Source organism: Paraprevotella xylaniphila YIT 11841, assembly GCF_900683745.1.
Classification (GTDB): Bacteria; Bacteroidota; Bacteroidia; order Bacteroidales; family Bacteroidaceae; genus Paraprevotella; species Paraprevotella xylaniphila.
This window is the reverse complement of sequence record NZ_LR215980.1, coordinates 287,930-312,167: the sequence shown is the minus strand read 5'-3', so window position 1 is coordinate 312,167 and position 24,238 is coordinate 287,930. Positions and strand designations below refer to the sequence as shown.

Here is a 24,238-nt window from a genome sequence, read left to right as displayed (position 1 = left end):
CTTCTTCCTTCCCGGCTTTACTGTACCCCCATGATATATCCCATTCCGACAATCGTGCGGATAAGCTTGACCTCAAATTCACGGTCTATCTTGTTCCGGAGATAGTTCACATAAACGTCCACCACATTGGTATTCGTATCGAAATTCTTGTCCCACACGTCTTTCAAGAGTGTCAGGCGAGAAAGCGCCACCCCTTGATGGGTCATGAAGTATTCCAACAGGCGGTATTCCTTGACAGTCAGTTCTATCACCGTATCCCCGCGCCGTGCACGACGGGTGTCGCAATCCAACACGAGGTCGTGGCACCAAAGTTGCCTGTCCGGACGTTCTTTTCCCCGCCTCAACAAAGCCTTGATACGTGCTTCCAGTTCTTGGAAACTGAACGGTTTCACCAGATAGTCGTCCGCCCCGGCATCCAACCCCTTTACGATATCCTCGGTCGTGCCCAACGCCGTCAGCATGATGACCGGTGTATGGTATCCTTCCTTCAAACGGAACTGCCGACAAACCTCAAGCCCGTCCATCTTCGGCATAATGACATCCAACACAAGCAAATCGAAAACTCCTTCCTGTAACATAGCCCATGCCGTGCCTCCGTCGTGTGCCACTTGTACTTCATGCCCGAACTCCTGCAAGCCCCGCCTGATGAACGAAGCGATGTTCTGTTCGTCTTCCGCCAATAGTATTTTTGCCATAATCTTCGCATCCATGGGATTTCATCTGCAAATATACGGATTTTGCATGTCACAAACTCCTTTGCTTCAGATTTCCGTTCTTATCATACAACATTTTACCATAGACAAACTCTACAATCAAAGGAAATACGAACAGGGCAAAGAAAGTAGCTCCCACCAGACCTCCAATGATGACTATGGCCAACGGGCGTTGCGACTCCGAACCGATGCCATGGCTTACGGCTGCCGGCATCAGACCGATGGCGGCCATCGCAGCCGTCATGACCACCGGACGGACACGGGAACGCACACTTTCTTTCACGGCACACGATAATGCCAACCGTTCTTTCAGGTTATGCTTGATATCCGAAATCATAATCACGCCGTTCTGGATACAGATACCGAACAAGGCGATGAAACCGATACCGGCCGAAATCGAAAAGTTAAACCCAGTAGCCCACAATGCCACAATACCTCCTGCAGCTGCAAAAGGTACATTCAACAGTACCAGACCGGCATCCCGAGCATTGGAGAACAAAATGAACAAGATGACGAAAATGATGGCGATACTTACCGGGACCACTTGCGACAAACGTTTCGTGGCTCGCTGTTGGTTCTCGAAATCCCCGGTCCATTTCAAACTGTACCCCTCTGGCAAACGGACGGAGGCATTCACCTTCTCCTGTGCTTCGGCCACAGCCGTTCCCATATCCCGGCCACGCACCGAGAACTTCACGGCACAAAAGCGTGCATGATTGTCGCGGAAAATCAACAACGGGCCGGTAATGGTCCTTATTTCCGCCAATTCCTTGATGGGTATCATCGTCCCATCCATTGTCGGCACGAGTATTTTCCCGATTTCTTCCTCGTCCTGCCTGAATTCCGGTTTATAACGTACCATGATGTTAAACTTGCGTTCATCTTCGTACAACAACGAAGCCGACTTTCCGCCGATGGCCATTTCGATAATGGCCTGCACATCCTCTTTGGATACCCCGTAACGTGCCAAACGTCCCTCGTCCAATTCTATACGCAACTCCGGTTGCCCGATATTCCGAATCACTCCCAAGTCCTCAATCCCTTCGACCGTACCGAGAATCTTGTCGATTTCCATGGCAATCTTTTCCGAACGGTACAAATCCTTCCCGAATACCTTCACGGCAATGGAACCTTTCACCCCCGAAGCCGCCTCTTCCACATTATCCGTAATGGGTTGGGAGAAATTGAAGTCTATGCCCGGATACATCGAAAGGTCTTCCTGCATCTTCTCGATTAGTTGCATCTTGTCCAATCCGCTCTCCCACTCTTTTTCGGGATAAATGTCCACGTGGAATTCGATATTATAGAATCCCGTCGCATCCGTACCGTCGTTCGGCCGCCCGGTTTGGGAAAGCACCTGTTTCACTTCGGGATAAGCGGCCAGTCTGGCCCGCATCTTGTTGGCCAGTTGTACCGACTCGTTCAGCGAAATGCTCTGTGGCAGAGTGGCACGGATATAAATGGATCCTTCATTCAACTGGGGCAGGAATTCCGTCCCCAACAAAGTAAACATCCACAGACCGCCCACGGCCACGATACCAGCAATGCCGACGGACATTTTACGACTGGCATGGCATTTATCGAAGAAGGCCACGGATTTCCCGTTGATGAAACGCACAAAGAAGTTGTTCTTCTCGCGCACGTTCCGTTTCAGCAACATGGACGACATGACCGGAACCAAGGTCAACGTGAACAACAAAGCTCCCAACAAAGCGAATCCCAAGGTGTATGCCAACGGGGAGAACATCTTCCCTTCCACTTTCTGGAAGGAGAAGATGGGTATCAGCGCAGTGATAATAATGAGTTTGGAGAAAAACACGGCGCGGGCTTTCTCTTTGGCCGTCTGCCGGATAAGCCCCATTTTCGACATCAAGTTGAAAGCAGGCATCCCCACTTCTTTGGCTTTCCGGTCGAGTGCCACGAATATCCCTTCCACCATGACGACCGCCCCATCGATAATAATACCGAAGTCTATGGCTCCCATGGAGAGCAAGTTGGCCGACATGCCCATGAGCCGCAAACAAATAAAAGCAAACAGCAGGGCTAAAGGTATCACCACGGCCACTACCACCGTCGTACGCCAATCGGCCATGAATATCAACACGATGAATGTCACCAACAAGATGCCTTCCACCAGATTGCGCGACACGGTATGGACGGCAAGATTCACCAAGTTTTCCCGGTCGTAGAACGTCACGATCTGCACGTCTTCCGGCAAGACCTCCTTGTTAATATGATCTATCTTGGCTTTCAGTGCGTCGATTACTTCGGCCGGATTTTCGCCTTTACGCATGATGACGATTCCCTGCACGACATCGTCTTCGGCCATACGCCCCACTTGCCCCAAACGGGGCAGGCATGCCTCGTGTACCTCGGCCAGATGCCTGACCAACACGGGGATGCCGTGGATATTTTTCACCACGATGTTACGCAGTTCTTCCATGTCGTTAATCAACCCGATACCCCGCACGACATACGCTTGCGAACTTTTCGTAATGACATCGCCACCCACATTGATATTGCTATTGGCTATCGCCTGAAACAGCTCCAAAGACGTAATCCCGTAGTTTTTCAGTTGATGGGGATTGACGCTTACTTCGAATGTTTTCACCTCGCCACCGAAACTCACGATGTCCGCCACACCGGAGACGGCCCGCAAGTTACGCTCTATCACCCAATCCTGCAAAGTCTTCAATTCGCGCACGTCCCGCTTCTCGCTGCGCAACGTATAGCGGAATATCTCCCCCGTCGGACCGTAAAGCGGTTGTACCTCCGGTGTCACCCCGTCCGGCAAGTCTGCATCATTTAACAGGTTATACACTTGTTGGCGCGCCACGAAATCATCTACGTCATCTTCAAACATCACATGGAGAACCGAAAGTCCGAAAAGCGTGGTGGAACGTATATCCGTTTTATTTTGTACCGAATTCATGGCGATTTCGATAGGTATCGTGATGAACTTCTCCACTTCTTCGGCACTTCGCCCCGGCCATTGGGTAATCACCGTCACCTTGGTATTGGTCACGTCCGGGAACGCATCGATAGGGGTATGCTTGAATGACACAATCCCCGCTATCACAGCCACGGCGGTACAGAAAAATATGAAGAACTTGTTCTTCAGCGAAAAAGCCACGATGTTATCTATGAACTTGTACATACTCCTTCCTCCCGACTAGCCAGCATTCAATGCATTATAAACCAACAACACGTTACGGTTCAGGACGCGCTCGCCCGCCGTCAACCCAGAGAATAGGTAGCAGACCTCATCCGAGTGCAGGTACACCTCCACTTCTTTCACCGCCAAACGGTCGTCCGATGCCACCGTAACCACATAATAGCGGCCATTCTCGAAGACCAAGGCTTGCGAAGGGACACACAGCCGTTCCTTGCCCGTCCCCCGTCCGCAGACTCGGACTTGGGTAAACATGCCCGGCTTCAGCTTATAATCGCGATTGTCCAACCTCACCCTCACGCTCATGGTCTTACTCTCCTCGTCCAACATATTATATACCTTGTCTATCCTCCCGGCAATGACATCCTCCGGATAGGCCAACGTGGTGATACGCACCGAATCGCCTTCGCCTACCTTACTGATGTCGCTTTCATATACGTCTGCCATCACCCATACGTTTTCCAATCCGGAAATCGTGAACATGTCTTCACCGTCGTCCGAGCGTAACTGTTCTTCGGGATTGACATGCTTCTCCACCACGAACCCGGAAAGCGGAGCCTTGACCTGATAATTGGCCCCACTCGACACATGGTAAATCGAAAAGACTTCAGCCAACCTCTCAGCCTCGGCTTCGGCCTCGCCCACTTCCTTGCGGGCTTGCATGACATCCTTTTCAGAAGCCATTCCGGATGCTGCCATATCCTGCACGGAATGCAGGTTGCGGCGAGCAAGAGCCAACCGGTGTTGCGCTTCTTTGCGTTGTTTCTCATACTCGGCCACTTCGCCGCTACGGATGACGGCCAACACGTCTCCCCGGCGCACGTAATCCCCGATTTCGGCCCGTACTTCCACGACCGTCCCTCCGAATATAGGATAAACCTGCGCCACCTTTTCCGGATTGAAAGCCACCCGGCCGGTCAACGTCAATTCATCCGCCACCGGCCGGCAACGGACCGTATCGACAGACACCACGCGTTTCAAACTGCCTGTAAGGAACATTCCCGGCTCCTCCGTACCGGCCACCTGTGCAGAACGGGAACAAGCCCCTGCCAACACTCCTAAACTTATAAGAAAAAATATACTGTTCATGCTTTTCAAAGTTTAAATATCGTACGTCCTACAACCGTGTTCAGGTTCTCCATTGCCCCGAACACATCCCGCCGCAACGCATAGCATTGCAGGCAAGCTTCTTTATAACTCTGATAATAATCGATAAATTCCAACATATTGATGTTGCGCTCGTAAAAGTTTTCGTTGACGCCCTCCATGAGTTGCTCGAAATCCTGTTCCATGCGGCCGTCGAATGCCCGGTAAAGCTCTACGGCCTTCCGTAATTGATGGCAGGCCGAATAAAGTTCCATTTCCGCCTTATCCACAGCATACTCCTCCTCTTTGCCTTGTTGAAGTAATTCCAGTTTGGCCGATTTGATTTCTCCTTGGTTACGGTTGAAAATCGGCACGGAGCATGTGACACCAATGGCAAAATAGTCGTTGATGAAATTTCCGGCACGGTCGTACATCCCTCTCACCGAAAACTCGGGAGCTGCCATCGCCCGTTGCAATTTCACATTCGCTTCTGCCGCACGCACTCCGGCACGGGCCGCACGCACATCCGGACGCGAATCCAACATCGTGCCCAAATCGGTAAACGAAACAGCGGACAGGTCTACCTTTTCCAATATGCTCTCGTCCAATACCAGTTCCCGGTCTTGTCCGACCGGAGCACCCAACAACAAATTCAACCGCCCTCTCATCTCCACCAATTTCTGTTCTGCGTCCTGCCGTTCTTTCCGCAAAGACAAAAGAAACAGTTCCAGGCGCGACACTTCCATCCGGGACATGTTTCCTTTTCCCTCCTGCTCCCTTACCGCTTGCAAGAGCTTGCCTACCGAAGTTATTTCACGATCGTACACCCTGATGGAACGTGACTGGTAATACGTATCCACAAAACTCCGGTACAATTCGCTCCGCAAGGTACGCAACACTTCTTCAAAACGGTATTCGGCCGCTTCACGGTTGATTTCCCCCAACTTGATACGTTTACTACGCTGCCTCGCTATCGGAATCTCCTGCTCTATCTCTATCGCAGCTTCTCCCTCCTTGCCCACATCAAAATATTTCCCGTTCAAGCGGTTATATACATTCTGCTCCAACGAAATGACCGGATTGTCGAACAAACGGGCTTGCACCACCTGTGCATGTGCCCGGTCTACATTATATCTCTGAGCCGTCAACTGCACATTATGTTCCAGAAAGCACTTTTCCGCTTCCCGCAACGAAAGCCCCGGCATGCCTTCCTCGGCATACAAAGCATCACAGACAGTAAAAGCCAAGCCGATAATCAGTAATCCCTTCATGCTACTTTTCAATTTTTGTGCAAAAATAGAATCTTCCAACCAGAATAACAGGTGAAAGGCATTATAAAGGACTTAGACGAAATTAGAATATAATTAGAATGCAAGTTTTTCTGTTTGCTCAAGGTATAAAATAGCTTCATTACGTTTTAGAAATATAGATTGGCTGTTTTTAACTTGGATTATACCTCTTAAATACCTATCTTTACAACTTAAGATTAAAGAAATAAGTTTTTTACAACCGATTATTTTTCCATAAGGCCATAATTCACTTTACCGCCCTATTGGTATACTCCTCTTTTATGAAGTGTATTTAAATCTAATCCCCAAATTTCCTCTGTTTCCAATCTTTATTTATTCACTCTAAAAAAACATGGTTATGAAAAATTATGTTATGATGGGAGCATTAAGCCTCCTTGTTCTGGCTGCATCATGTTCATCCGATGACCACAACAAAATTCTCAATGAAACCAGGATGATAACCCCAAGAATCAGTGCCACGGTCGCTGATGAATCCCTTAATCAAAGCCCACTGACTGGCGTCATCGAAATTTACCCCTGTATTTCAGGAACTTCTACCTATTTCGGAAACTATGTCAATGGCAATCTTACACCATTCTATGGCTACTACCATATCATAGACGGGCATATCCTTGAAGGTGAACATAATCGGGAACTCCACTTGCCTATGAATACATATAACATGGTATACTGGGGTACTCCTAAATATGAGGAACCTATTTATGACACTCCGGCTATCCATACACCAGGCTTCAGCATTGGCGTAGACTTATCCTCTCTTTACTTCAGTTTATGGAGCAACAATGACGGGACTTACCGCCCTGTATATGACCTCGTATATGCTGTGAAAGAGGCTAAAGTAGGAGAAGAAGACTTAAAAGCATCGCTTAAACGTGTCATCGCCGGTATGAAAGTCATTGTCAAGAAGAAAAACAATGGTATCTTCAGTTCGAACATTACAAACATGCAGGTGCGTATCGGAAATATCGCAAACCAAATCAACTTCTATACAGCAGAAGCATCCGACATGACAAAGACGATTAAATTTGACCTGAAACGTTCGGAAGACGGAACGGAAATGAGTAATGCCACTGTAATGGTATTCCCATCCTCAGAAACTCCTCCGTTGGAATTACTCATCACGTTGAAAGATGGCAGCGTACACAAGCTGTCACGTAACCTGAATTCAACTTTATCAGCAAACACGCGTCTAACCCTTAACATCGTGATAGGAGATATTTTATCTGGGGGTAGTACCGGGGACTTCACAATCGAAAACTGGAACGAAGTTAGTGAAACCATTGAATTTCCAATGGTGGATTGAGGAGTCCCTGACTTCATTCAATGTTCCTGAATGATGTTGGAGGAAGAGACCGGCTCAAAATATACTTTTGAGTCCGGTCTCTTTTATTTTAAGACGGGCTTCCCTGTATTATTCTTCTCTTTCGCGTATTCCTTCCCCCTGAGTTTTTCAAAAAATATCATTCATCCTTCAAAACACACATTAACATACTATTATATAGCACTTCACAGAATAAAGGATGAATACCCTTTTGCAAACTTCCTGGGGGAAGAACGCACTTCATGCTTGACTTTGCCTCTGAATTTTGGCTCTATAAGAAATAGTTTGTATCTTTATAAATTTAACCGCATACGTATTTTTAAAACGAATCATAACATTAAGTAGTACATATATGCAGACAAAGATTTATTTATTGAACGAAGCCTCCAATATAGCCATCTGCCTGTTACTGATATTGAAAGTCCAGTTTACAGAAACAATTACAGGCACATGGTTCAGCGGAACAATCATTGCGCTAATGTGCATTGTACTCTTATCCGGTTCATATTTGCAGAAAAAAAGTCACAGACTATTGTTGTATAAATGGCATGACAAACTTTGTCTGACACCTTTCTTATGGTTTTATTATTACTTTGAAAAAGCACTTGTTATCCTCTCAGTCATTTATGCGTTGTTTGGTTATCCGGTAGGTAACCCTTTCATTACATTTACCGTACCTCTTGCCTGCGGTATCTATTTGGGGATGAAAATTGCCATATATCTGATAGAATACAATGTGCGCAAGTTTGTAAAATAATGGAAGCAGCCCGCCGTCTTTAACAACCAACATTATCCGGATTATCCTCTGCCCGGTTCTTCCGGCTTTCATCTTTATCCTGTTTCTTAGCTTTGGCTTTCGGTTCCTTATATTTAAGGATTTGCTTTAACCACCCATCAGGACGTCCCCTGAAAGTAGTTTATGGTATTCATCCATGAACCACACCGACAAATCCCCTTGCAGTAAGTTCCGGGTGTTCTTGGATTAAAATCCAATAGATATCCTTGAACTCGTCCTGGATTTTGTTATCAGATTGGTCTCCCGATTGAGCCCCCAAAAAAGAAAATCCCTTGAAAGTGATTGACTTTCAAGGGATTTGAAATATTATTGCGGTGCGTACGGGACTCGAACCCGTGACCCCATGCGTGACAGGCATGTATTCTAACCAACTGAACTAACGCACCTTTAAAAGAGGAATCAGGCGATTTCCTGATTGCGAGTGCAAAGGTAAAGACTTTATCTCAATTTGCCAAATAGCTTCCGAACTTTTTTCAAATACTAAACCTACTTTTTGAAACTAAAGCTCTTGCCGAAACGAAAACTACAACCGGAAACTATAGACATAGGCTGATACGTAATCTTCTTCTTTGTCCCTTAGCCAATCCTCTAACAGAGATACACGTTTGAAACCGAACCTCTCAAACAAATGTTGCGCTTTCATATTCTTTTGGGAAACTATAGCATAAAGTTGGTGCATATACAAATGTTCGCGAGCATAAGAAACAAGCATCCCCAATACCTTGGTTGCAACTCCCCGCCCCCTATACTCCGGAAATAACAAGATTCCTATCTCCGCACGTAAATGCCGAGGAGAAAAGTCCATCAAATCCACACAGCCTAAAACCAAATGCTCATCCTCCGTCTCTATAACCAAACGCAATTGTCCATCGGCATAAATGTCGTGGCGTGACTCTGCTATATATGTTTTTAAGGAATAACGGGAATAGGGAACATTCGAACTCCCCCATTGCCACAACTCTTCATCATTTTCAATACTATATAACCACTCCAAATCTTCCGGTTCAAGTGCACGCAACCGTATATTATCTGCTGCAAACATCATCGTATTTCGTTTTTTAATATACGTTATTCATCGTTATCAACTTAGATGTATCCATAGAGTAAGTCGCTATCCGTATCCGGGTATGTCCTGCCCCGAGAGACAACAGGTATAGCATTTTCTCATAACTATATGCCCCGGTATCATATATGACATAATCATAGGCCTTCACCGAAAGAGACGGATCAAGATGGCCGTCTGGCTTGTTCGATTCATCCGCTACCACAAAATCTATTTTCAAGTTGTTTTCAAGCCCCAATCTGCATAGCGACTCTACAGCTTCCGGACGTCCCAAAAACAAATATGATTTGTCAGCCTCGCGGTCTCGTCCTGTTCCTGCCCATCCGAACAAACGCTCTTTCTGGTGCATACACAAATCCAAGATTCCCCGGACAATAACAGCCAATTGGATAAAAGGTGTCAACCAACGATTCGAACGACGATAATGTTTATCAAAAAAGATAAGCATAGCCTTATAAAAAACATGCACGTAACGGAAAGAGCTTTTATGCGTACTTTCTCCCTTATAGTGCAGGATCCTCAACGGTTGATAATAATTCTTATAGCCACATTGCAACAAACGATAAGAAAGGTCGATATCTTCTCCATACATGAAAAAGTCCTCATCCAAAAGTCCGGTTTTATCAAGTGCAGAACGGCGCACCATGCAAAAAGCACCTGAGATGACATCAATCTGATTGGTCTTGTTCTTATCCAAATACCTCATGTAATAACGTCCCAAACGCCGCGAATGAGGAAACAACGCACACAAACCGGTCATTTTGCAAAAAGACGTAAAAGGAGTAGGTAGCCCCCGACGAGATTCCCAAGCAAAACCACCGTCATCCTTCAACATAGCGACCCCCGTAGCACCGGCCTCCGGATGAGCATCCATAAACTGCAAACATCCGGACAATGTGTTTTCTCCTACCACTGTATCCGGATTAAGCAATAAAATATAATCGCCCGTCGCTTGCCTTATAGCCATGTTATTCGCACGGGAAAAACCTACATTTTCCTGATTCTCTATAAAATGGACATCCGGAAAACGAGAACGTATATATTCCACCGACCCGTCGGAAGAAGCATTATCTACCACCCAGATTTCAGCATCCAGTCCATAGCATGCCCGTGCCACAGAGCACAAGCACTGCTCCAAGTAATACTTCACATTGTAGCTGACGATTACGATTGAAAGTTTCATGCCTTTCTTTGGTTTTCTGTCTTTACACCGTCATGATTCAATTCCAACCCCGTTTCATTCTCAAACTTTTCACGGGAAGGCCAACAAAAACATAAAGCCAAAGCTGCAATAAGCGCACAAATAGAACCGGTCGAGTCCAATGTCAAATAATAAAATACGATGTTCGTCCATCCCGTGACAGCTAACATAGCCATACGAACTTCACTCCATCTTTTATATTTCAAACCGGACCGTTGCGGAGAGCCTACGGAATAAGAAGATTTCACCACTCTAAACGACATCATTTTCAGAGCCATAGGCACCAATACGATAACCATGATGATTCCCGTCAGATTGATATAGTAATCTGCCAGTTCATTTCCTACAGCCCATCCGGCAGTCCAAACGTCCCACTCAAACAGCCCTATAAGTACGGCCGCCCATATAAAAATAAAACAAAACTCCAACCGGAGTTTCTTTATAATAATATTCTCCATCTCTCTGTTCTCCTACATTTGTCCCGTAAAGACTACGCGGTTCACAATAGAACGTCCCAACGTTACTTCATCCGTATATTGCAGTTCATCATTTTGCGCAACCCCACGTGCAATCACGCTGATACGTGCAGCTACATTCTCCAATTTTCTGTAAATATAAAAATTGGTCGTATCTCCCTCCATTGTCGGACTAAGAGCCAATATCACCTCTCGTACCCCCCCGTCTTCCACGCGTTCCACTAGAGTTTGCATCTGAAGGTCAGAAGGTCCCACCCCGTCCATCGGGGATATCACTCCGCCAAGCACATGATAAACACCCTTGTACTGATGTGTATTCTCTATAGCCATCACGTCCTGAATATTTTCCACCACGCATATCGTGGAATGGTCGCGTTGCATATCCGAACAGATTTCACAAACGTCCGTATCCGAGATATTATGACATATAGAACAATATTTCACATCACGCTTCAACGTAATCAACGACTGTCCGAAACTCTCAACTGCCTGTACATCTTGCCTCAACAGGTGTAGAACCAACCGCATGGCAGTCTTCGAACCTATCCCCGGCAACTTCGCAAATTCATTTACGGCCTTTTCTAATAATACTGAAGGATATTGTTGATTCATCTACAATCAAAATACATAAATTTGTGCAAAGATAACCAAAAGCCAAATAAAAAGCGTATATTTGCCAACAAAAAAATACAAACTGACATGGAAATCAAATCAGCAGAATTCGTCATCAGCAACTCTTCGGTCGGGAAATGTCCTTCTACCCATGCTCCCGAATACGCTTTCATTGGCCGTTCGAATGTGGGCAAATCCAGTTTGATTAACATGCTGACCAATAATAAAAAGTTGGCAAAGACCTCTTCCACACCGGGTAAGACATTGCTTATCAATCATTTTTTAATCAACAAAGAATGGTATCTGGTAGACCTTCCAGGATACGGTTATGCCAAAATAAGCAAAAAAGAACAAGAAAAGTTGCAGCAAATCATCTCTTCTTATATACTGCGCAGAGAACAGATGACCAATTTATTCGTACTCGTTGATTCACGGCACGAGCCTCAAAAAATAGACATGGAATTCATTGAATGGCTTGGAGAAAACGGAATCCCATTCAGTATTGTTTTTACGAAAGCCGACAAGTCCAAGCCGACTAAACTCAAAGCCAATATTGACATTTATCTTAAAACCTTAAAGGAACAATGGGAAGAACTGCCCCCTTATTTCATAACCTCATCCGAAAACAAAACGGGACGTACGGAACTCCTGAACTATATTGAAAGCATTAACAAGTCGTTATAAGCAGAACCTTTATTAAGTATATAATCAAAACAACGTATGAAAAAAATAATTTCAACTTTAGTTCTGGTATTTTGCGCCTTATCTATCAATGCACAAATTCTGCGTACAGAAGAATTGGAAGACTATGCCAAGGAAAAGTTTGGTGAAAAATGGGTGAATGCCGCAGAAAATTTGGGTAGCCAACTTAAATTGGACAAGAATAACGCTTTGACCTTTACTCAGGTGATTGAAGCCCCGGGAAAGACAAAAAACCAACTTTACGTACTGTTGAACTATTGGTTTTCTGCAACTTTCAATGATGCAAATTCTGTTATTCAGTTGAACGACAAAGAACTTGGAAGCATTATTGCCCAAGGTTTCATGGCAGGCATCGCCCAACATGCAGGTGGCATGAACGCCTATAGCGTAAATATCAAGCCGATTATCAAATGCGACATCAAAGACAACAAGATACGAGTGACCTATACCGTACCTTTCTATTCTGTTACCTGCCAAGTTGGCGGAGGATGGGTAGGAGCCATAGCGGGTAGTGTACCCTCACGCTCCGATGAGAATTGGGTACTTGATGAATGTTTTCCATTTTCGACAAAAAAGGATTCTCACAAAAAGACATCCAGCAAAGCGCTTATCATGTCTTATGCTTACTCAAATGTAGTGATGGATAAGATAGAGGAATGTATTAAGAATGGCTTGGTTGGCAATGAAGATGACAACTGGTAAGGTTCAACACCCTTTGAATAGTACCTTGATAGTAGTTTCAAGAAGTATCTGAATCATTAAGGGAACAAGCTAAAGTGGCTTTGCTCCCTTTATGTGAGACCTCTGCAAAAGTCCGTTTTTCGCCGCGTATCCTCTTGATAAACAAGAGAGTGGTTTGAGTTTTGCAGAGGTGTCTATTTGGAATGGACACTTTTGTCGTTCTTGACAACGCTTCCGTCCCATCGAAACAAGAAGATAAAAGAACTTCACCCAATATGGGAGAAAAGAGGACTTTTTCTCTTTTACCTGCCTCCATATTCTCCACAATTGAATATTTCGGAAACACTCTGGCGCATCCTCAAAGGCAAGTAGATAAGACCACAAGATTACACAACTTCCGACATGCTTTTCTATACTACCAGAGCTTTGGCAGATATCGGAAAAGGGTTGCGTACAAACTCTTCTCTAAACATGTCGCTTAATTTGGATTAGCTACTTAAAACGAGTAGTTGACCCCCAAGCTGAACCATTCTTTGAACATGAGATAAGAAAACTTTTTATCCTCATTTCGATAATTCTCCGAACTGTCATCTATACGAGGATAGAGAAACAGTTTGGAGTTCAAGAACCTGTTTATCGTGAAAGTAAACGTGTTTTCCCATTCAATATCAGTCTGCTCCAAGTTGCTGAACCAATATATACGGGCATCCCACTTGACGTTTTTCCATATTTCCCAACTATAATTCACCGTAATATTCGGACCGAAATTATTGTACATGCTTCGTCCCGACTCCAATCCAAAATTACCGAATAACGACCTGCGCTCTACCGAACGAAAGTTATAAGCTACGGGAGACAAGTTGGCAGAACCCTTAAAGCGTTTCAATTCCAATTTATAATCCATACCTAAAGAAACGACCAAGTTGAACGGAGAAAGGAAATCGGAAGAGACCTCATCGCTATTTGCCTTGAAACTCGGATAAAACTGAGTATATGCCTGGACCTGCAAGGTATAAAACCAATGTTTGGTAGCCTTGTATCCTATTTTAGTGGTCAAGCGCAACAAGTCATCATTAGTCTTGAGTTTATGCTTCTCGTCCGTTTTTGAAGTCTGGAATCCCAAACGCATCTCAAGCTTGTTGTCCCATTGTATTTTTTGTTTGTTATTGAAGTTTGCCTCCATGGTTGCCAAAGCCAACATCGTATAATTGTTATCGCCACCTTGATACCAATTCTCGGAATAATAATTTTGGGTGAACTGAAACGAATAATCTCCTTTGAATTTCCAAAAGTTCGGACGACGTACTGCCAAACGCACGGTGTCCACATCTTGTGTGAAGTCCACATTGATTTCATTTTCCACCAAATGGGACACTGGAGGAAGTTCCGGCAAGACTTCTTTCTGCAAACCACCGGCTTTAACCAAATCGCTTTCCGTGATTCGTATCAGCCAAGGAGAATTTACATATGTATACATCAACATCCGGTTCTCCTCCTCCAATATCAACTGGCCCGCATCTTTATCGTCCAATAAAGCAGGCACGTCTTTCTCACGCCCCGGAAGAGAGGGTTCCCATGTTATGCCGAACTCCTGCTTTAAGGGTGCATTATAAAGTGTCCCCGGTGCAAACAAACGGAAATAATATGGAGTATATCTTACGTTTGAATCCGGTTGCAGACTATCCGTCACCATGACAAGAGTGTTCAACATGGCTGTATATTTATCCACAATGGCATTCATGGCCAACGTGTCCACCATGTTCCCACGTTTTATCCGCGCCCCGACCATCGTACTCCATATACATCCTCCAACTATAAAGATAAAAAAGAACCTTATTCGCATCCACGTTTCCTTTTGTCGACACAAAGATATATCTTTTTTAAAGGAAAAGTCCCACGGAACTCAAAGTTTTTTTGTAATTTTGCAACTTAATAGTTGTATTATAATTGAATTCTAATCCAAAAATTATAACATTGTGGGAGAAACAAAGTATATCTTCGTTACTGGCGGAGTAGCCTCATCATTAGGCAAAGGCATTATATCCTCATCTGTGGGTAAATTGTTGCAAGCTCGTGGATACAACATTACCATTCAAAAATTCGACCCCTATATCAACATCGACCCGGGTACGCTCAATCCCTACGAACACGGCGAATGTTATGTTACCGTAGACGGTCAGGAAACGGATTTGGATTTAGGACATTACGAACGTTTCACCGGAATCCAGACGACCCGTGCCAATAATATAACTACCGGCCGGATATACCAAAGCGTTATCGAAAAAGAACGCAGAGGGGACTATTTGGGTAAAACCATCCAGGTCGTACCTCATATCACGGACGAAATCAAACGGAACATCAAATTGATGGGTAAAAAATACAAGTTTGATTTCGTAATTACCGAAATCGGGGGAACAGTAGGTGACATCGAATCCCTGCCTTTCCTGGAGGCCATCCGCCAATTACGTTGGGAATTGGGCAAAGATGCCATCAACCTGCATCTGACCTACGTCCCTTATCTGGCGGCTGCAAAAGAGTTGAAGACCAAGCCGACCCAAACATCGGTCAAGCAGTTGCAAAGTTTAGGTATACAACCGGACATTTTGGTACTTCGTACGGAACATGAACTGAATGCGGACATCCGCAAGAAAGTGGCTCATTTCTGCAATGTGGACGAAGAAGCCGTCATTCAAAGCCTGGACATGCCGTCCATCTACGAAGTTCCTCTGAGCATGCAAGCCCAGAAGCTCGATGCCATTATTTTGCGCAAGATGAATATGCCGGTAGGTGAAACTCCTCAACTCGGCCCATGGCGCTCTTTCCTTGACCGCCGCAACAAGGCTACGGAAATTGTCCACATCGCCCTGGTTGGCAAATATGATTTGCAAGACGCATATAAGAGCATTTTAGAATCACTCGCACATGCCGGAACCTACAATGACTATAAAGTCAAGACGCATTTCGTCAATAGCGAAAAACTGACCCGTGAAAACGTGGCAGAACAACTGAAAGGTATGGCGGGAGTAGTTATCTGTCCCGGGTTCGGACAACGAGGCACCGAAGGCAAAATCGTTGCCGCCGAATACACCCGCACCCACGATATTCCGACATTCGGCATCTGTCTCGGCATGCAAATGATGGTTATTGAATTTGCACGTAACGTATTAGGATATGTGGATGCCAATAGCCGCGAAATGGACGAAAAGACTCCGCACAATGTCATCGACATCATGGAAGAACAGAAAAATATCACCCAAATGGGAGGTACGATGCGTCTGGGAGCCTACGAATGTGATGTACGTGAGGGCAGTAAGACTTTTGAAGCATACGGACAAAAGCAGATTTCCGAACGCCACCGTCACCGCTACGAATTCAACAACCAATATATTAAGGAGTATGAAAAAGCCGGCATGCAATGCGTAGGCACCAACCCCGACAGCAATTTGGTGGAGATTGTGGAAATCCCGGCATTGAAATGGTACATCGGTACACAATTCCATCCGGAATACAGCAGTACGGTACTCAAACCGCATCCCTTGTTCCTTTCATTCGTAAAGGCAGCCATTGAGAATTCATTGAGCACCCAAAAGCAATCTAAAGACAAATAAATAAGAATATGGACAAAAACACGCTTACAGGATTTATCCTCATTGCGGCAGTACTTATCGGATTCAGTTATTTCAGTCGCCCGAGCGAAGCGGAAATGGAAGCCCAACGCCGACAGGACTCTATCGCTACCGTGGCTCAACAAAAAGCGCAGATGGCGCAAGAAGCCAAAGAAAAGGCAGAAATCGCGCATCAAGCACAAGTAGCTTTAGACACGACGTCATTGTTTTACGCTCACAGGAGGGGGGAAGCACAGGATGTCGTATTGGAAAACGAACTGATTAAGTTAACGTTCAATACACGCGGGGGCACCGTCCAAAAAGTTGAACTCAAAGAATATAAGAACCAACAGGGCGGTCCGGTGACACTGTTCGACGAGAAAGACGCACGCATGCAATTCATGTTGGGCGGTAAGATGGAGAACATCAACTCCGGCGACTTCTTCTTCACCCCCATCAACGTCAGCGACACGACCCTCACCATGCGTCTACAGGCTTCCACTGGAGGTACGTTGGATTTCGATTACACGTTGCTGCCCCATTCCTACATGGTCGACTTTACCATCCGGGCCAACGGCTTGGGCAATTTCTTCGCACCGTCCATGAAAACGTTGGACATCGCATGGAATGAAATGGCACGCCAACAAGAAAAAGGCTTCGATTTCGAAAGCCGTTATTCTTCCCTGACGTATAAAATAAAGAACGAGGGAACAGATTATCTGAGTGAAACCAGTGCCGAATCCGAAAAGATTGCAGAGCCCTTGGACTGGGTCGCTTTCAAGAACCAGTTTTTCAGTTGTGTACTGATAGCACATCAGGATTTCACGGAAGCTCACCTCAGCAGCACGCCGCAGCAAAAAGCCAGCGGTTACCTGAAAGATTACGAGGCCGACATGAAAACGTTCTTCGATCCCAACGGAAAGACCCCCACTCAAATGCAGATGCTGTTCGCTCCGAACAATTACCATCTGTTGCAACACACAAACAAGCTCAGTGCCAGTGACAAAGACTTGGAATTGGAAGACCTTGTTTATCTGGGTTGGCCGCTCTTCAAGTGGATCAACCGTTTCTTCATCATCTACATTTTCGATTGGTTGAGCAGTCTGGGGCTTTCGATGGGGATTGTCCTCCTGTTGCTCACAATATTGGTGAAAGTATTGGTCTACCCCACCACACGCAAGTCTTACTTGTCTTCTGCCAAGATGCGTGTGCTGAAACCGAAGATTGACGAGCTTAACGCCAAATATCCGAAACCGGAAGACGCCATGAAGAAGCAGCAGGAAACCATGCAGCTTTATAGCCAGTACGGGGTCAGCCCGATGGGCGGATGCTTGCCGATGCTGTTACAGATGCCTATCTGGATTGCCCTGTTCAACTTCGTTCCGAATGCCATCGAATTGCGTGGGGAAAGTTTCCTTTGGGCTTCCGACCTTTCTGCATACGATGACGTGATACGTTGGGACAAGCCCATCTGGCTCATCGGAGACCATCTCAGCATTTTCTGCTTGTTGTTCTGCCTGACCAATATCGTCAACACGTGGATTAGCATGCGCCAACAGCAGAACAGCATGACCGGTGAACAAGCACAGCAAATGAAGTTCATGCAGTACATGATGTACATCATGCCTGTAGCCTTCTTCTTCATGTTCAACAACTACTCGTCCGGATTGAACTATTACTATTTCCTTTCCGGTCTGACTAGCATCCTTATCATGTGGTTCTTGCGCAAAACCACCGATGACAAGAAGCTTTTGGCCAAGCTCGAAGCTAACTACCAGGCCAATAAAGCAAACCCTAACAAAAAGATGTCGGGAATGGCCGCACGGTTGGAAGCACTGCAAAAACAGCAGCAAGCCATCTTGGAAGAACAGAAAAAGAAACAAGCTCAAAACAAGAAATAATAATACATCCTTAAGAATCATTCCGGACTATCCACAACTGTCCGGAATGATTCATTTTTTTTAGCTCACATCTATTATGAATCTCATTCATGTCATGACCGCAGCCCTTACCTTGGCTTCCGCCAGTCCGGTATCCGGAGCCAACGACGGACAAATCATCGGAAAAAACCAGATTACACTTACCGGAGACCGCCTCACTCCCGAGGCATTATGGGCCATGGGACGGATTGGCACTTTTGCTGTCTCGCCGGATGCCCAAAAGATTGTGTATACCGTCAGCTATTACAGCGTACAGCAGAACAAGAGCCATACCGTTCTTTACCTGATGGATGCCGACGGCGCGAACCCGACCCTGCTTACCACTACGGCCGACAACGAAAGCGAACCGGCCTTCACTCCGGACGGACAAAAAATCACCTTCCTGAGCAGTAACAGCGGCAGTAGCCAGATATGGGAAATGGCCTTGGACGGCACGTCACGCCGTCAAGTCAGTTTCTGCCATAAGGACGTGGAAGGATACAAGTTTTCCCCTGACGGGAAAAAAGTCATCATCGTCCATTCTGTAGACACTTATACTTCTATCGAGAAAAAATACGACGACCTGCCATTATCCAGCGGTATGGTCATCACCGACCTCAACTACAAACATTGGGATCGTTATGTCACCACTATACCCCATATCTTCGTGGCGGATGTCCAAGACGGACGGGCGGGTGACGGCATCGACCTCCTGAACGGCGAACCGTTTGAATGCCCGATGTTACCGTTCGGAGGCAGTGAACAGTTCAACTGGAGTCCCGACAGCCGTTATATCGTGTACACCAGTCGCAAAAAGACAGGCCGGGACTACGCTATCAGTACGGACAGCGACATCTACCGCTACGATACGGCGACCGGACAAACCGAGAACCTATGCAAACCGGCCGACTACAAAGAGCCTGAAATCGACCCGTCGCGTTCCATGGAACACCAAGCCATAAACCATTTGGACCGGGATTGTAACGTGGGCTACGACACGAACCCGGCCTATTCTCCCGACGGGAAATATGTGGCGTGGCTCAGCATGGCACGAAACGGTTACGAAAGCGACCGTACCCGACTGTGCGTCTTGGATCTGAAGACGGGGGCAAAAACTTACGTTACGGAAGCTTTCCAATCCGGAGTAGACGGATTCTGTTGGGCAGCCGACAGCCGCTCGTTCTATTTCACCGGCGTATGGCAGGCACGCAGCATGGTACACTCCACCAACCTCAAAGGCGAAGTGAGACCGCTGACCACCGGTAACTTCGACTATGGAGCCGGACTGGCCTTATGTGGCAAAAGCCTCATCGTCACCCGTCACAGCATCAGTGCGCCGGATGACATTTACAGCCTTTCCTTTAAAAAGAAAAAAAACGCGGAAATCAGGCAGCTCACCCGGGAAAACCGATATTTCCAGGAACGCCTGGAAATGGGTGAAGTCAAAGAACGTTGGGTCGCTACCACGGATGGCAAGAAGGAACTCTGTTGGGTGGTCTACCCGCCTCATTTCGACCCGGCCAAAAAATATCCGGTACTCCTGTTCTGCGAAGGAGGGCCGCAAAGTCCCGTCAGCCAGTTCTGGAGCTACCGTTGGAACCTGCAAATCATGGCGGCCAACGACTATATCATCATCGCTCCCAACCGCCGCGGCCTGCCGGGCTTCGGCATGGAGTGGTTGGAGGAAATCAGCGGCGATTACAGCGGACAGTGCATGCAAGACTACCTGAGCGCCATCGATGACATCTGCAAGGAGCCGTATGTGGACAAAGAACGATTGGGATGCGTGGGTGCCAGCTTCGGAGGATACAGTGTGTACTATTTGGCCGGGCACCACGACAAACGCTTCAAATGCTTCATCGCGCATGACGGCATTTTCAACACGCAACAGCAATATTATGAAACGGAAGAGATGTGGTTTCCCAACTGGGACCTCGGTGCAGGCCCTTGGCGCAAGGGCATCAGTGCCGACCCAGACAACGCGGAAAAGGTGAACGACCAGCAAAAGGTGAATCCCTTCACCACCAGTCCCCACCTCTACGTAGACCGTTGGGACACACCCATCCTTTGCATCCACGGCGAGAAAGACTACCGTATCCTCAGCTCGCAGGGACAGTCGGCTTTCAGTGCCGCCGTCATGCGCGGTATCCCCGCCGAACTCCTGTTGTATCCCGACGAGAACCACTGGGTATTGAAACCCCAAAACGGCATATTGTGGCAGCGCACTTTCTTCCGTTGGCTGGACCGTTGGTTGAAAAAATAAATTAAACGATAAACGTCATGAACCAAACTTCGAATCAAAAATTAAATGACAAGGCATGGGCACGTTGGTCTGCCCTCTTCGTAGTGGCTTTCACCATGATGGCCGCTTACTACGTAAACGACATCATGGCTCCGCTCAAGAGCATGCTCGAAGGCGAACTGCATTGGACAAGCGGTGAGTTCGGCTTCTTCACGGGAGCTTACAGTTTCCTGAACGTCTTCCTGCTCATGCTCATCTGGGGCGGACTGATTTTGGACAAATTCGGCATCCGCTTCACTGGTATGTTGTCCACCATCCTGATGGTAGGCGGCACGATATGCGAATACGCTGCCATTACCCGCTTCGGCGGAACCGAAGAGATGCTGTTCGGTTACAAACTGGATGTTTTCATGGCTTCGGCCGGATATTCCGTATTCGGTGTCGGTGCCGAAGTGGCCGGCATAACGGTGACAAAAATCATCGCCAAATGGTTTCACGGCAAAGAAATGGCTTTGGCCATGGGCGTACAGGTCGCTTTGGCCCGCGTCGGCTCGCAAGTGGCATACGCAGTAGCCATCCCCGTAGCCAAGAACTGGCATCTTGACACTCCATTGCTCATCGGTGCCATCCTGCTCGTCGGCGGGCTGGTTTCTTTCCTGTGCTTCACTTTCATGGACCGCAAGCTCGACCGCCAGGTGACAATCGACACCTCTTGCGGTGACGATGAAAAATTCTCTTTCAAGGATGTGGTGGCCGTGGTCAGCAATCCGGGATTCTGGCTCATCGCCCTCTTGTGTGTCCTGTTCTATTCTTGTGTATTCCCCTTCCAGAAATTCGCTACCGAATTGATGGTGACGAAATACAACGTATCCGAAGACATCGCCGGTACTTTTGCGGGCCTTCCCGCTTTGGGCGCTCTGTTCCTGACTCCCGTGTTCGGTGGAATGATAGACCGGAGAGGAAAGGCAGCTTCCATTATGATGTTGGGAGCTTTCATGCTCATCTGCGTGCATGCCATCTATGCCATTCCTTTCATTCACGCCTCTTGGGTAGCCATCATCCTGATGATTATTCTGGGCATCGCCTTCTCCCTCGTCCCGTCCGCCATGTGGCCTTCCGTGGCCAAGATATTCCCGGTCAAACAATTAGGTACGGCATACGCCCTGATATTCTTCATCCAGAACATCGGTTTATGGGGCATCCCGGCCCTCATCGGCAGCGTACTCGAAAACTATTGCATCACGGGGCAGGAAATAGTGAACGGCAAAACGACCAATCTTTACGACTATACCCTCCCGATGTGTATCTTCACCGGTATAGCCATTCTCTCTTTGTTGGTGGCATTCTTTCTCAAATCCGCAGACAAGAAATACGGATACGGACTGGAAAAGGCCAATCTTAAGAAATAAATCTTTTTCGGAACAGGAAAAAGCCGGTATTTGGAGGTTCGCCGAAAAATACCGGCTTTTGTTTTTTTACTTCTGTTTGTCCGGTTTTATTCTTCTCAAGAATAGGATATAAAAGTCTCAGAAATTCGACAAACCGCACATCATAAACAGTTGTATTCCAATTACTTGCAAAATAAAAATCAATCTCCGCAGAATGAAAATTCGATTGGCTGTGATTGAAAAATCAATCGGCTGAGACTGAAAAACCGTTTGGCGCAGAACCGTGCACCAATGTCCTAACCCTCTTACCACGTTGTAAAAGAAAAGAAATTCAAAGAGTGTATTTCAGAGCCGCACCAATATGTTAATATAATATAAATTCAAGTAAATACATTTCTCCTTTTATTAAAACCACTATATTTGTAAATGAAATTAACACATCCATGCACAAGGAAATGAAGGGAAGCATTCCCGTACGCATGCGAGAAAAACCGTTAACTTCCCACTTAAACCAACTAAACAATGAGAAAAAGACTATTCTATTCTTTATTTTTAGGCGCGGTGTTGTGTATGACAACAGCTTGCAGCGACGATGACAACGGTGGCCCGGGCGACGGCGGTGGTGGAAATGGAAACGTCCCCGTCACGACCGTAGAGCAGGCACAAGAAGAGATAGACCGTGTGGGCAAGGCATTGGCGGCAAAGATTGACGTGGAACGCCTCAAACCGACCATCTCGCTGTTGGAATATTGCGAGAACACTTTCTTCAACGAGGATGACGAGGTCATACTACCCGACTACCCGAACCATCCGGATTACGGTTGGAGAAGCCTCATGCGCACCATGCGCCTTAGCGCACAAGGCGATATTGCCGCATTAGCCTCCAAGCGAGCTATCGGCGACGTGTACGAAATCAGCCAGCTCCATGGCAAATGGCAATGGAACGAGACCACGGAAGAATGGGATCAGATTTCGGACGCTTCGATGAACAATTCGGCCATCTATATGTTCAAATACGAAGGCAAGGACTGTGTGGCTGAACTGAAAGGTAGCGGCCAAGAGTTCGAGTTCGCACGTAAGGATTCTACCGGATATGTATATTCTGAAACCATTAAGATTCCGGCTACTATAACCGGAACCATAAAACTCAATGGAGAGCTTATGATCCAGCTTACCGTCAACACGGAAGCCTGCGACTATGCCGGCAAACAATATTCCGCAAATGCAACGTTCGAGGCCACCAATGCCGGTTATAAAGTCACCCATTCTTTGCTCGACAATAACAGCGAGGCGGCCGTGAAATCGGAACTTTACAGCGGAAACGAACGCCTGATTACCATGTCGTGCAGCGTGAACGGGCGTAATTTGGCTGACATCGATTTGATCGAATCCGGATATTTCGACGGAAACGCCAACTTGAAAAACGGAATCTTGGGTTGCAACATCATGGACGACATAAGCTTGAACATCACTGCCGACAACAACAACGGACTGGTAGACGCCTTCGACTACGATGGGTATTATTATTACTACCAAGGTGACACGGTAGGCTCATTGGAAAGCTTGAAAGAGGCTGCCCGCGTAAAGGCACAAAGGGCTGTCGATGCCGCCAACCAATACGTACAAGCTGCGATGTTCTTCAAGAACAGTACCTATTCCGTACCTCTGACATGGCAAACCGTCCATTACGATTATTCATATCCCGGAGGCTACTATTATTCCGGTGAATGGTCGGCCGAACCGGTATTGAACTTCGAGAATGGCACGACTTACACGTTTGGAGAGTACTTCACGGTTGCACGTTTCCAATCCCTGATTGCCGTGTATGAAGAATTGTTCGGACGCTTCGAGAATTTATAATATACTTTTTTAGTTTGACCATGGCAGGCTGGCTCGCGTTTCCACTTCGTCGGAATCCGTTGTCGGCCTGCTTTCACGTGTGTCCGGCATA

At 46.6% G+C, this 24,238-nt stretch carries 19 protein-coding genes and 1 tRNA gene; 10 read left to right on the top strand and 10 right to left on the bottom strand.

The genetic code is table 11. From position 1 onward, the window contains the following. Positions 1-17: 17 nt before the first annotated feature. From E0E47_RS01340 to E0E47_RS01325, 4 genes are read right to left on the bottom strand one after another with little or no spacing between them, the layout of a single operon-like run. A complete protein-coding gene (locus tag E0E47_RS01340) occupies positions 18-695 on the bottom strand; it encodes a response regulator transcription factor (protein ID WP_172604624.1) in 678 nt (225 codons plus the stop codon). Positions 696-744: 49 nt separating this feature from the next. Next, a complete protein-coding gene (locus tag E0E47_RS01335) occupies positions 745-3,870 on the bottom strand; it encodes an efflux RND transporter permease subunit (RefSeq protein WP_130892658.1) in 3,126 nt (1,041 codons plus the stop codon). Positions 3,871-3,885: 15 nt separating this feature from the next. Beyond that, a complete protein-coding gene (locus tag E0E47_RS01330) occupies positions 3,886-4,974 on the bottom strand; it encodes an efflux RND transporter periplasmic adaptor subunit (RefSeq protein ID WP_130892657.1) in 1,089 nt (362 codons plus the stop codon). A gap of 5 nt (positions 4,975-4,979) precedes the next feature. After that, entirely contained in the window at positions 4,980-6,242 is a 1,263-nt protein-coding gene (locus E0E47_RS01325) for a TolC family protein (RefSeq protein ID WP_130892656.1), read from the bottom strand. A 370-nt stretch (positions 6,243-6,612) separates the two neighbouring features. On the opposite strand from E0E47_RS01325, the gene E0E47_RS01320 reads away from it, so the two are divergent. Further along, entirely contained in the window at positions 6,613-7,584 is a 972-nt protein-coding gene (locus E0E47_RS01320; protein WP_008626241.1) for a FimB/Mfa2 family fimbrial subunit, read from the top strand. A gap of 370 nt (positions 7,585-7,954) precedes the next feature. Continuing rightward, complete coding sequence (locus tag E0E47_RS01310) at positions 7,955-8,359, top strand: hypothetical protein (RefSeq protein ID WP_130892655.1); 405 nt, start codon at positions 7,955-7,957, stop codon at positions 8,357-8,359. A gap of 351 nt (positions 8,360-8,710) precedes the next feature. Here E0E47_RS01310 and E0E47_RS01305 read toward each other — a convergent pair. From E0E47_RS01305 to recR, 5 genes are all read right to left on the bottom strand, one after another. Then, positions 8,711-8,784: transfer RNA gene (locus E0E47_RS01305), tRNA-Asp, on the bottom strand. Between the two features lie 137 nt (positions 8,785-8,921). Continuing rightward, the gene (locus E0E47_RS01300; RefSeq protein ID WP_130892654.1) at positions 8,922-9,443 is read right to left on the bottom strand and encodes a GNAT family N-acetyltransferase; all 522 of its coding nucleotides are present in this window, start codon (positions 9,441-9,443) and stop codon (positions 8,922-8,924) included. 13 nt (positions 9,444-9,456) lie between these two features. Further along, entirely contained in the window at positions 9,457-10,644 is a 1,188-nt protein-coding gene (locus E0E47_RS01295) for a glycosyltransferase family 2 protein (RefSeq protein ID WP_008626233.1), read from the bottom strand. Continuing rightward, positions 10,641-11,120, bottom strand: coding sequence for a hypothetical protein (locus tag E0E47_RS01290; protein WP_130892653.1), 480 nt, complete (start codon positions 11,118-11,120; stop codon positions 10,641-10,643). Before E0E47_RS01290 ends, E0E47_RS01295 begins: the two co-directional genes overlap by 4 nt. A gap of 12 nt (positions 11,121-11,132) precedes the next feature. Then, positions 11,133-11,750: a recombination mediator RecR gene (gene recR / locus E0E47_RS01285; protein WP_130892652.1), complete on the bottom strand. Its 618-nt coding sequence runs from the start codon at positions 11,748-11,750 to the stop codon at positions 11,133-11,135. Between the two features lie 87 nt (positions 11,751-11,837). Between recR and yihA the strand changes: the two genes are divergently transcribed. From yihA to E0E47_RS17475, 3 genes are all read left to right on the top strand, one after another. Continuing rightward, positions 11,838-12,434, top strand: coding sequence for a ribosome biogenesis GTP-binding protein YihA/YsxC (gene yihA / locus E0E47_RS01280; protein ID WP_130892651.1), 597 nt, complete (start codon positions 11,838-11,840; stop codon positions 12,432-12,434). A 36-nt stretch (positions 12,435-12,470) separates the two neighbouring features. Beyond that, complete coding sequence (locus E0E47_RS01275) at positions 12,471-13,154, top strand: DUF4468 domain-containing protein (protein WP_130892650.1); 684 nt, start codon at positions 12,471-12,473, stop codon at positions 13,152-13,154. Between the two features lie 177 nt (positions 13,155-13,331). Next, complete coding sequence (locus tag E0E47_RS17475; protein ID WP_338045584.1) at positions 13,332-13,505, top strand: transposase; 174 nt, start codon at positions 13,332-13,334, stop codon at positions 13,503-13,505. 124 nt (positions 13,506-13,629) lie between these two features. Here E0E47_RS17475 and E0E47_RS01265 read toward each other — a convergent pair whose 3' ends face one another. Further along, entirely contained in the window at positions 13,630-14,976 is a 1,347-nt protein-coding gene (locus tag E0E47_RS01265) for a DUF3078 domain-containing protein (protein WP_008626223.1), read from the bottom strand. A gap of 133 nt (positions 14,977-15,109) precedes the next feature. On the opposite strand from E0E47_RS01265, the gene E0E47_RS01260 reads away from it, so the two are divergent. The 5 genes from E0E47_RS01260 (at position 15,110) to E0E47_RS01240 (ending at position 24,147) form a co-directional block, all read left to right on the top strand. Continuing rightward, positions 15,110-16,741: a CTP synthase gene (locus tag E0E47_RS01260; RefSeq protein ID WP_008626221.1), complete on the top strand. Its 1,632-nt coding sequence runs from the start codon at positions 15,110-15,112 to the stop codon at positions 16,739-16,741. 8 nt (positions 16,742-16,749) lie between these two features. After that, positions 16,750-18,639, top strand: a complete 1,890-nt coding sequence (gene yidC / locus E0E47_RS01255; RefSeq protein WP_130892649.1) for a membrane protein insertase YidC — start codon at positions 16,750-16,752, stop codon at positions 18,637-18,639. Between the two features lie 76 nt (positions 18,640-18,715). Further along, positions 18,716-20,920 (top strand): dipeptidyl-peptidase Dpp5, encoded by a 2,205-nt coding sequence (gene dpp5, locus E0E47_RS01250; protein WP_130892648.1) that lies wholly within the window; start codon positions 18,716-18,718, stop codon positions 20,918-20,920. Positions 20,921-20,937: 17 nt separating this feature from the next. Beyond that, positions 20,938-22,308 carry an MFS transporter gene (locus E0E47_RS01245; protein WP_130892647.1) on the top strand — a complete coding sequence of 457 codons (1,371 nt, stop codon included), beginning with the start codon at positions 20,938-20,940 and terminating at the stop codon, positions 22,306-22,308. A 501-nt stretch (positions 22,309-22,809) separates the two neighbouring features. Continuing rightward, entirely contained in the window at positions 22,810-24,147 is a 1,338-nt protein-coding gene (locus E0E47_RS01240) for a hypothetical protein (protein WP_232038285.1), read from the top strand. The last annotated feature ends 91 nt before the right edge of the window (positions 24,148-24,238 follow it).

Excerpts from the sequence above, each read along its gene's own strand:
- yihA (WP_130892651.1), top strand. The coding sequence starts at position 11,838 with ATGGAAATCAAATCAGCAGAATTCGTCATCAGCAACTCTTCGGTCGGG.
- E0E47_RS01295 (WP_008626233.1), bottom strand. The coding sequence starts at position 10,644 with ATGAAACTTTCAATCGTAATCGTCAGCTACAATGTGAAGTATTACTTG.
- E0E47_RS01265 (WP_008626223.1), bottom strand. The coding sequence starts at position 14,976 with ATGCGAATAAGGTTCTTTTTTATCTTTATAGTTGGAGGATGTATATGG.
- recR (WP_130892652.1), bottom strand. The coding sequence starts at position 11,750 with ATGAATCAACAATATCCTTCAGTATTATTAGAAAAGGCCGTAAATGAA.
- E0E47_RS01245 (WP_130892647.1), top strand. The coding sequence starts at position 20,938 with ATGAACCAAACTTCGAATCAAAAATTAAATGACAAGGCATGGGCACGT.
- E0E47_RS01240 (WP_232038285.1), top strand. The coding sequence starts at position 22,810 with ATGAGAAAAAGACTATTCTATTCTTTATTTTTAGGCGCGGTGTTGTGT.
- dpp5 (WP_130892648.1), top strand. The coding sequence starts at position 18,716 with ATGAATCTCATTCATGTCATGACCGCAGCCCTTACCTTGGCTTCCGCC.
- E0E47_RS01340 (WP_172604624.1), bottom strand. The coding sequence starts at position 695 with ATGGCAAAAATACTATTGGCGGAAGACGAACAGAACATCGCTTCGTTC.
- E0E47_RS01325 (WP_130892656.1), bottom strand. The coding sequence starts at position 6,242 with ATGAAGGGATTACTGATTATCGGCTTGGCTTTTACTGTCTGTGATGCT.
- E0E47_RS01310 (WP_130892655.1), top strand. The coding sequence starts at position 7,955 with ATGCAGACAAAGATTTATTTATTGAACGAAGCCTCCAATATAGCCATC.
- E0E47_RS01290 (WP_130892653.1), bottom strand. The coding sequence starts at position 11,120 with ATGGAGAATATTATTATAAAGAAACTCCGGTTGGAGTTTTGTTTTATT.
- E0E47_RS01335 (WP_130892658.1), bottom strand. The coding sequence starts at position 3,870 with ATGTACAAGTTCATAGATAACATCGTGGCTTTTTCGCTGAAGAACAAG.
- E0E47_RS01275 (WP_130892650.1), top strand. The coding sequence starts at position 12,471 with ATGAAAAAAATAATTTCAACTTTAGTTCTGGTATTTTGCGCCTTATCT.
- E0E47_RS01300 (WP_130892654.1), bottom strand. The coding sequence starts at position 9,443 with ATGATGTTTGCAGCAGATAATATACGGTTGCGTGCACTTGAACCGGAA.
- E0E47_RS01320 (WP_008626241.1), top strand. The coding sequence starts at position 6,613 with ATGGTTATGAAAAATTATGTTATGATGGGAGCATTAAGCCTCCTTGTT.
- yidC (WP_130892649.1), top strand. The coding sequence starts at position 16,750 with ATGGACAAAAACACGCTTACAGGATTTATCCTCATTGCGGCAGTACTT.
- E0E47_RS01330 (WP_130892657.1), bottom strand. The coding sequence starts at position 4,974 with ATGAACAGTATATTTTTTCTTATAAGTTTAGGAGTGTTGGCAGGGGCT.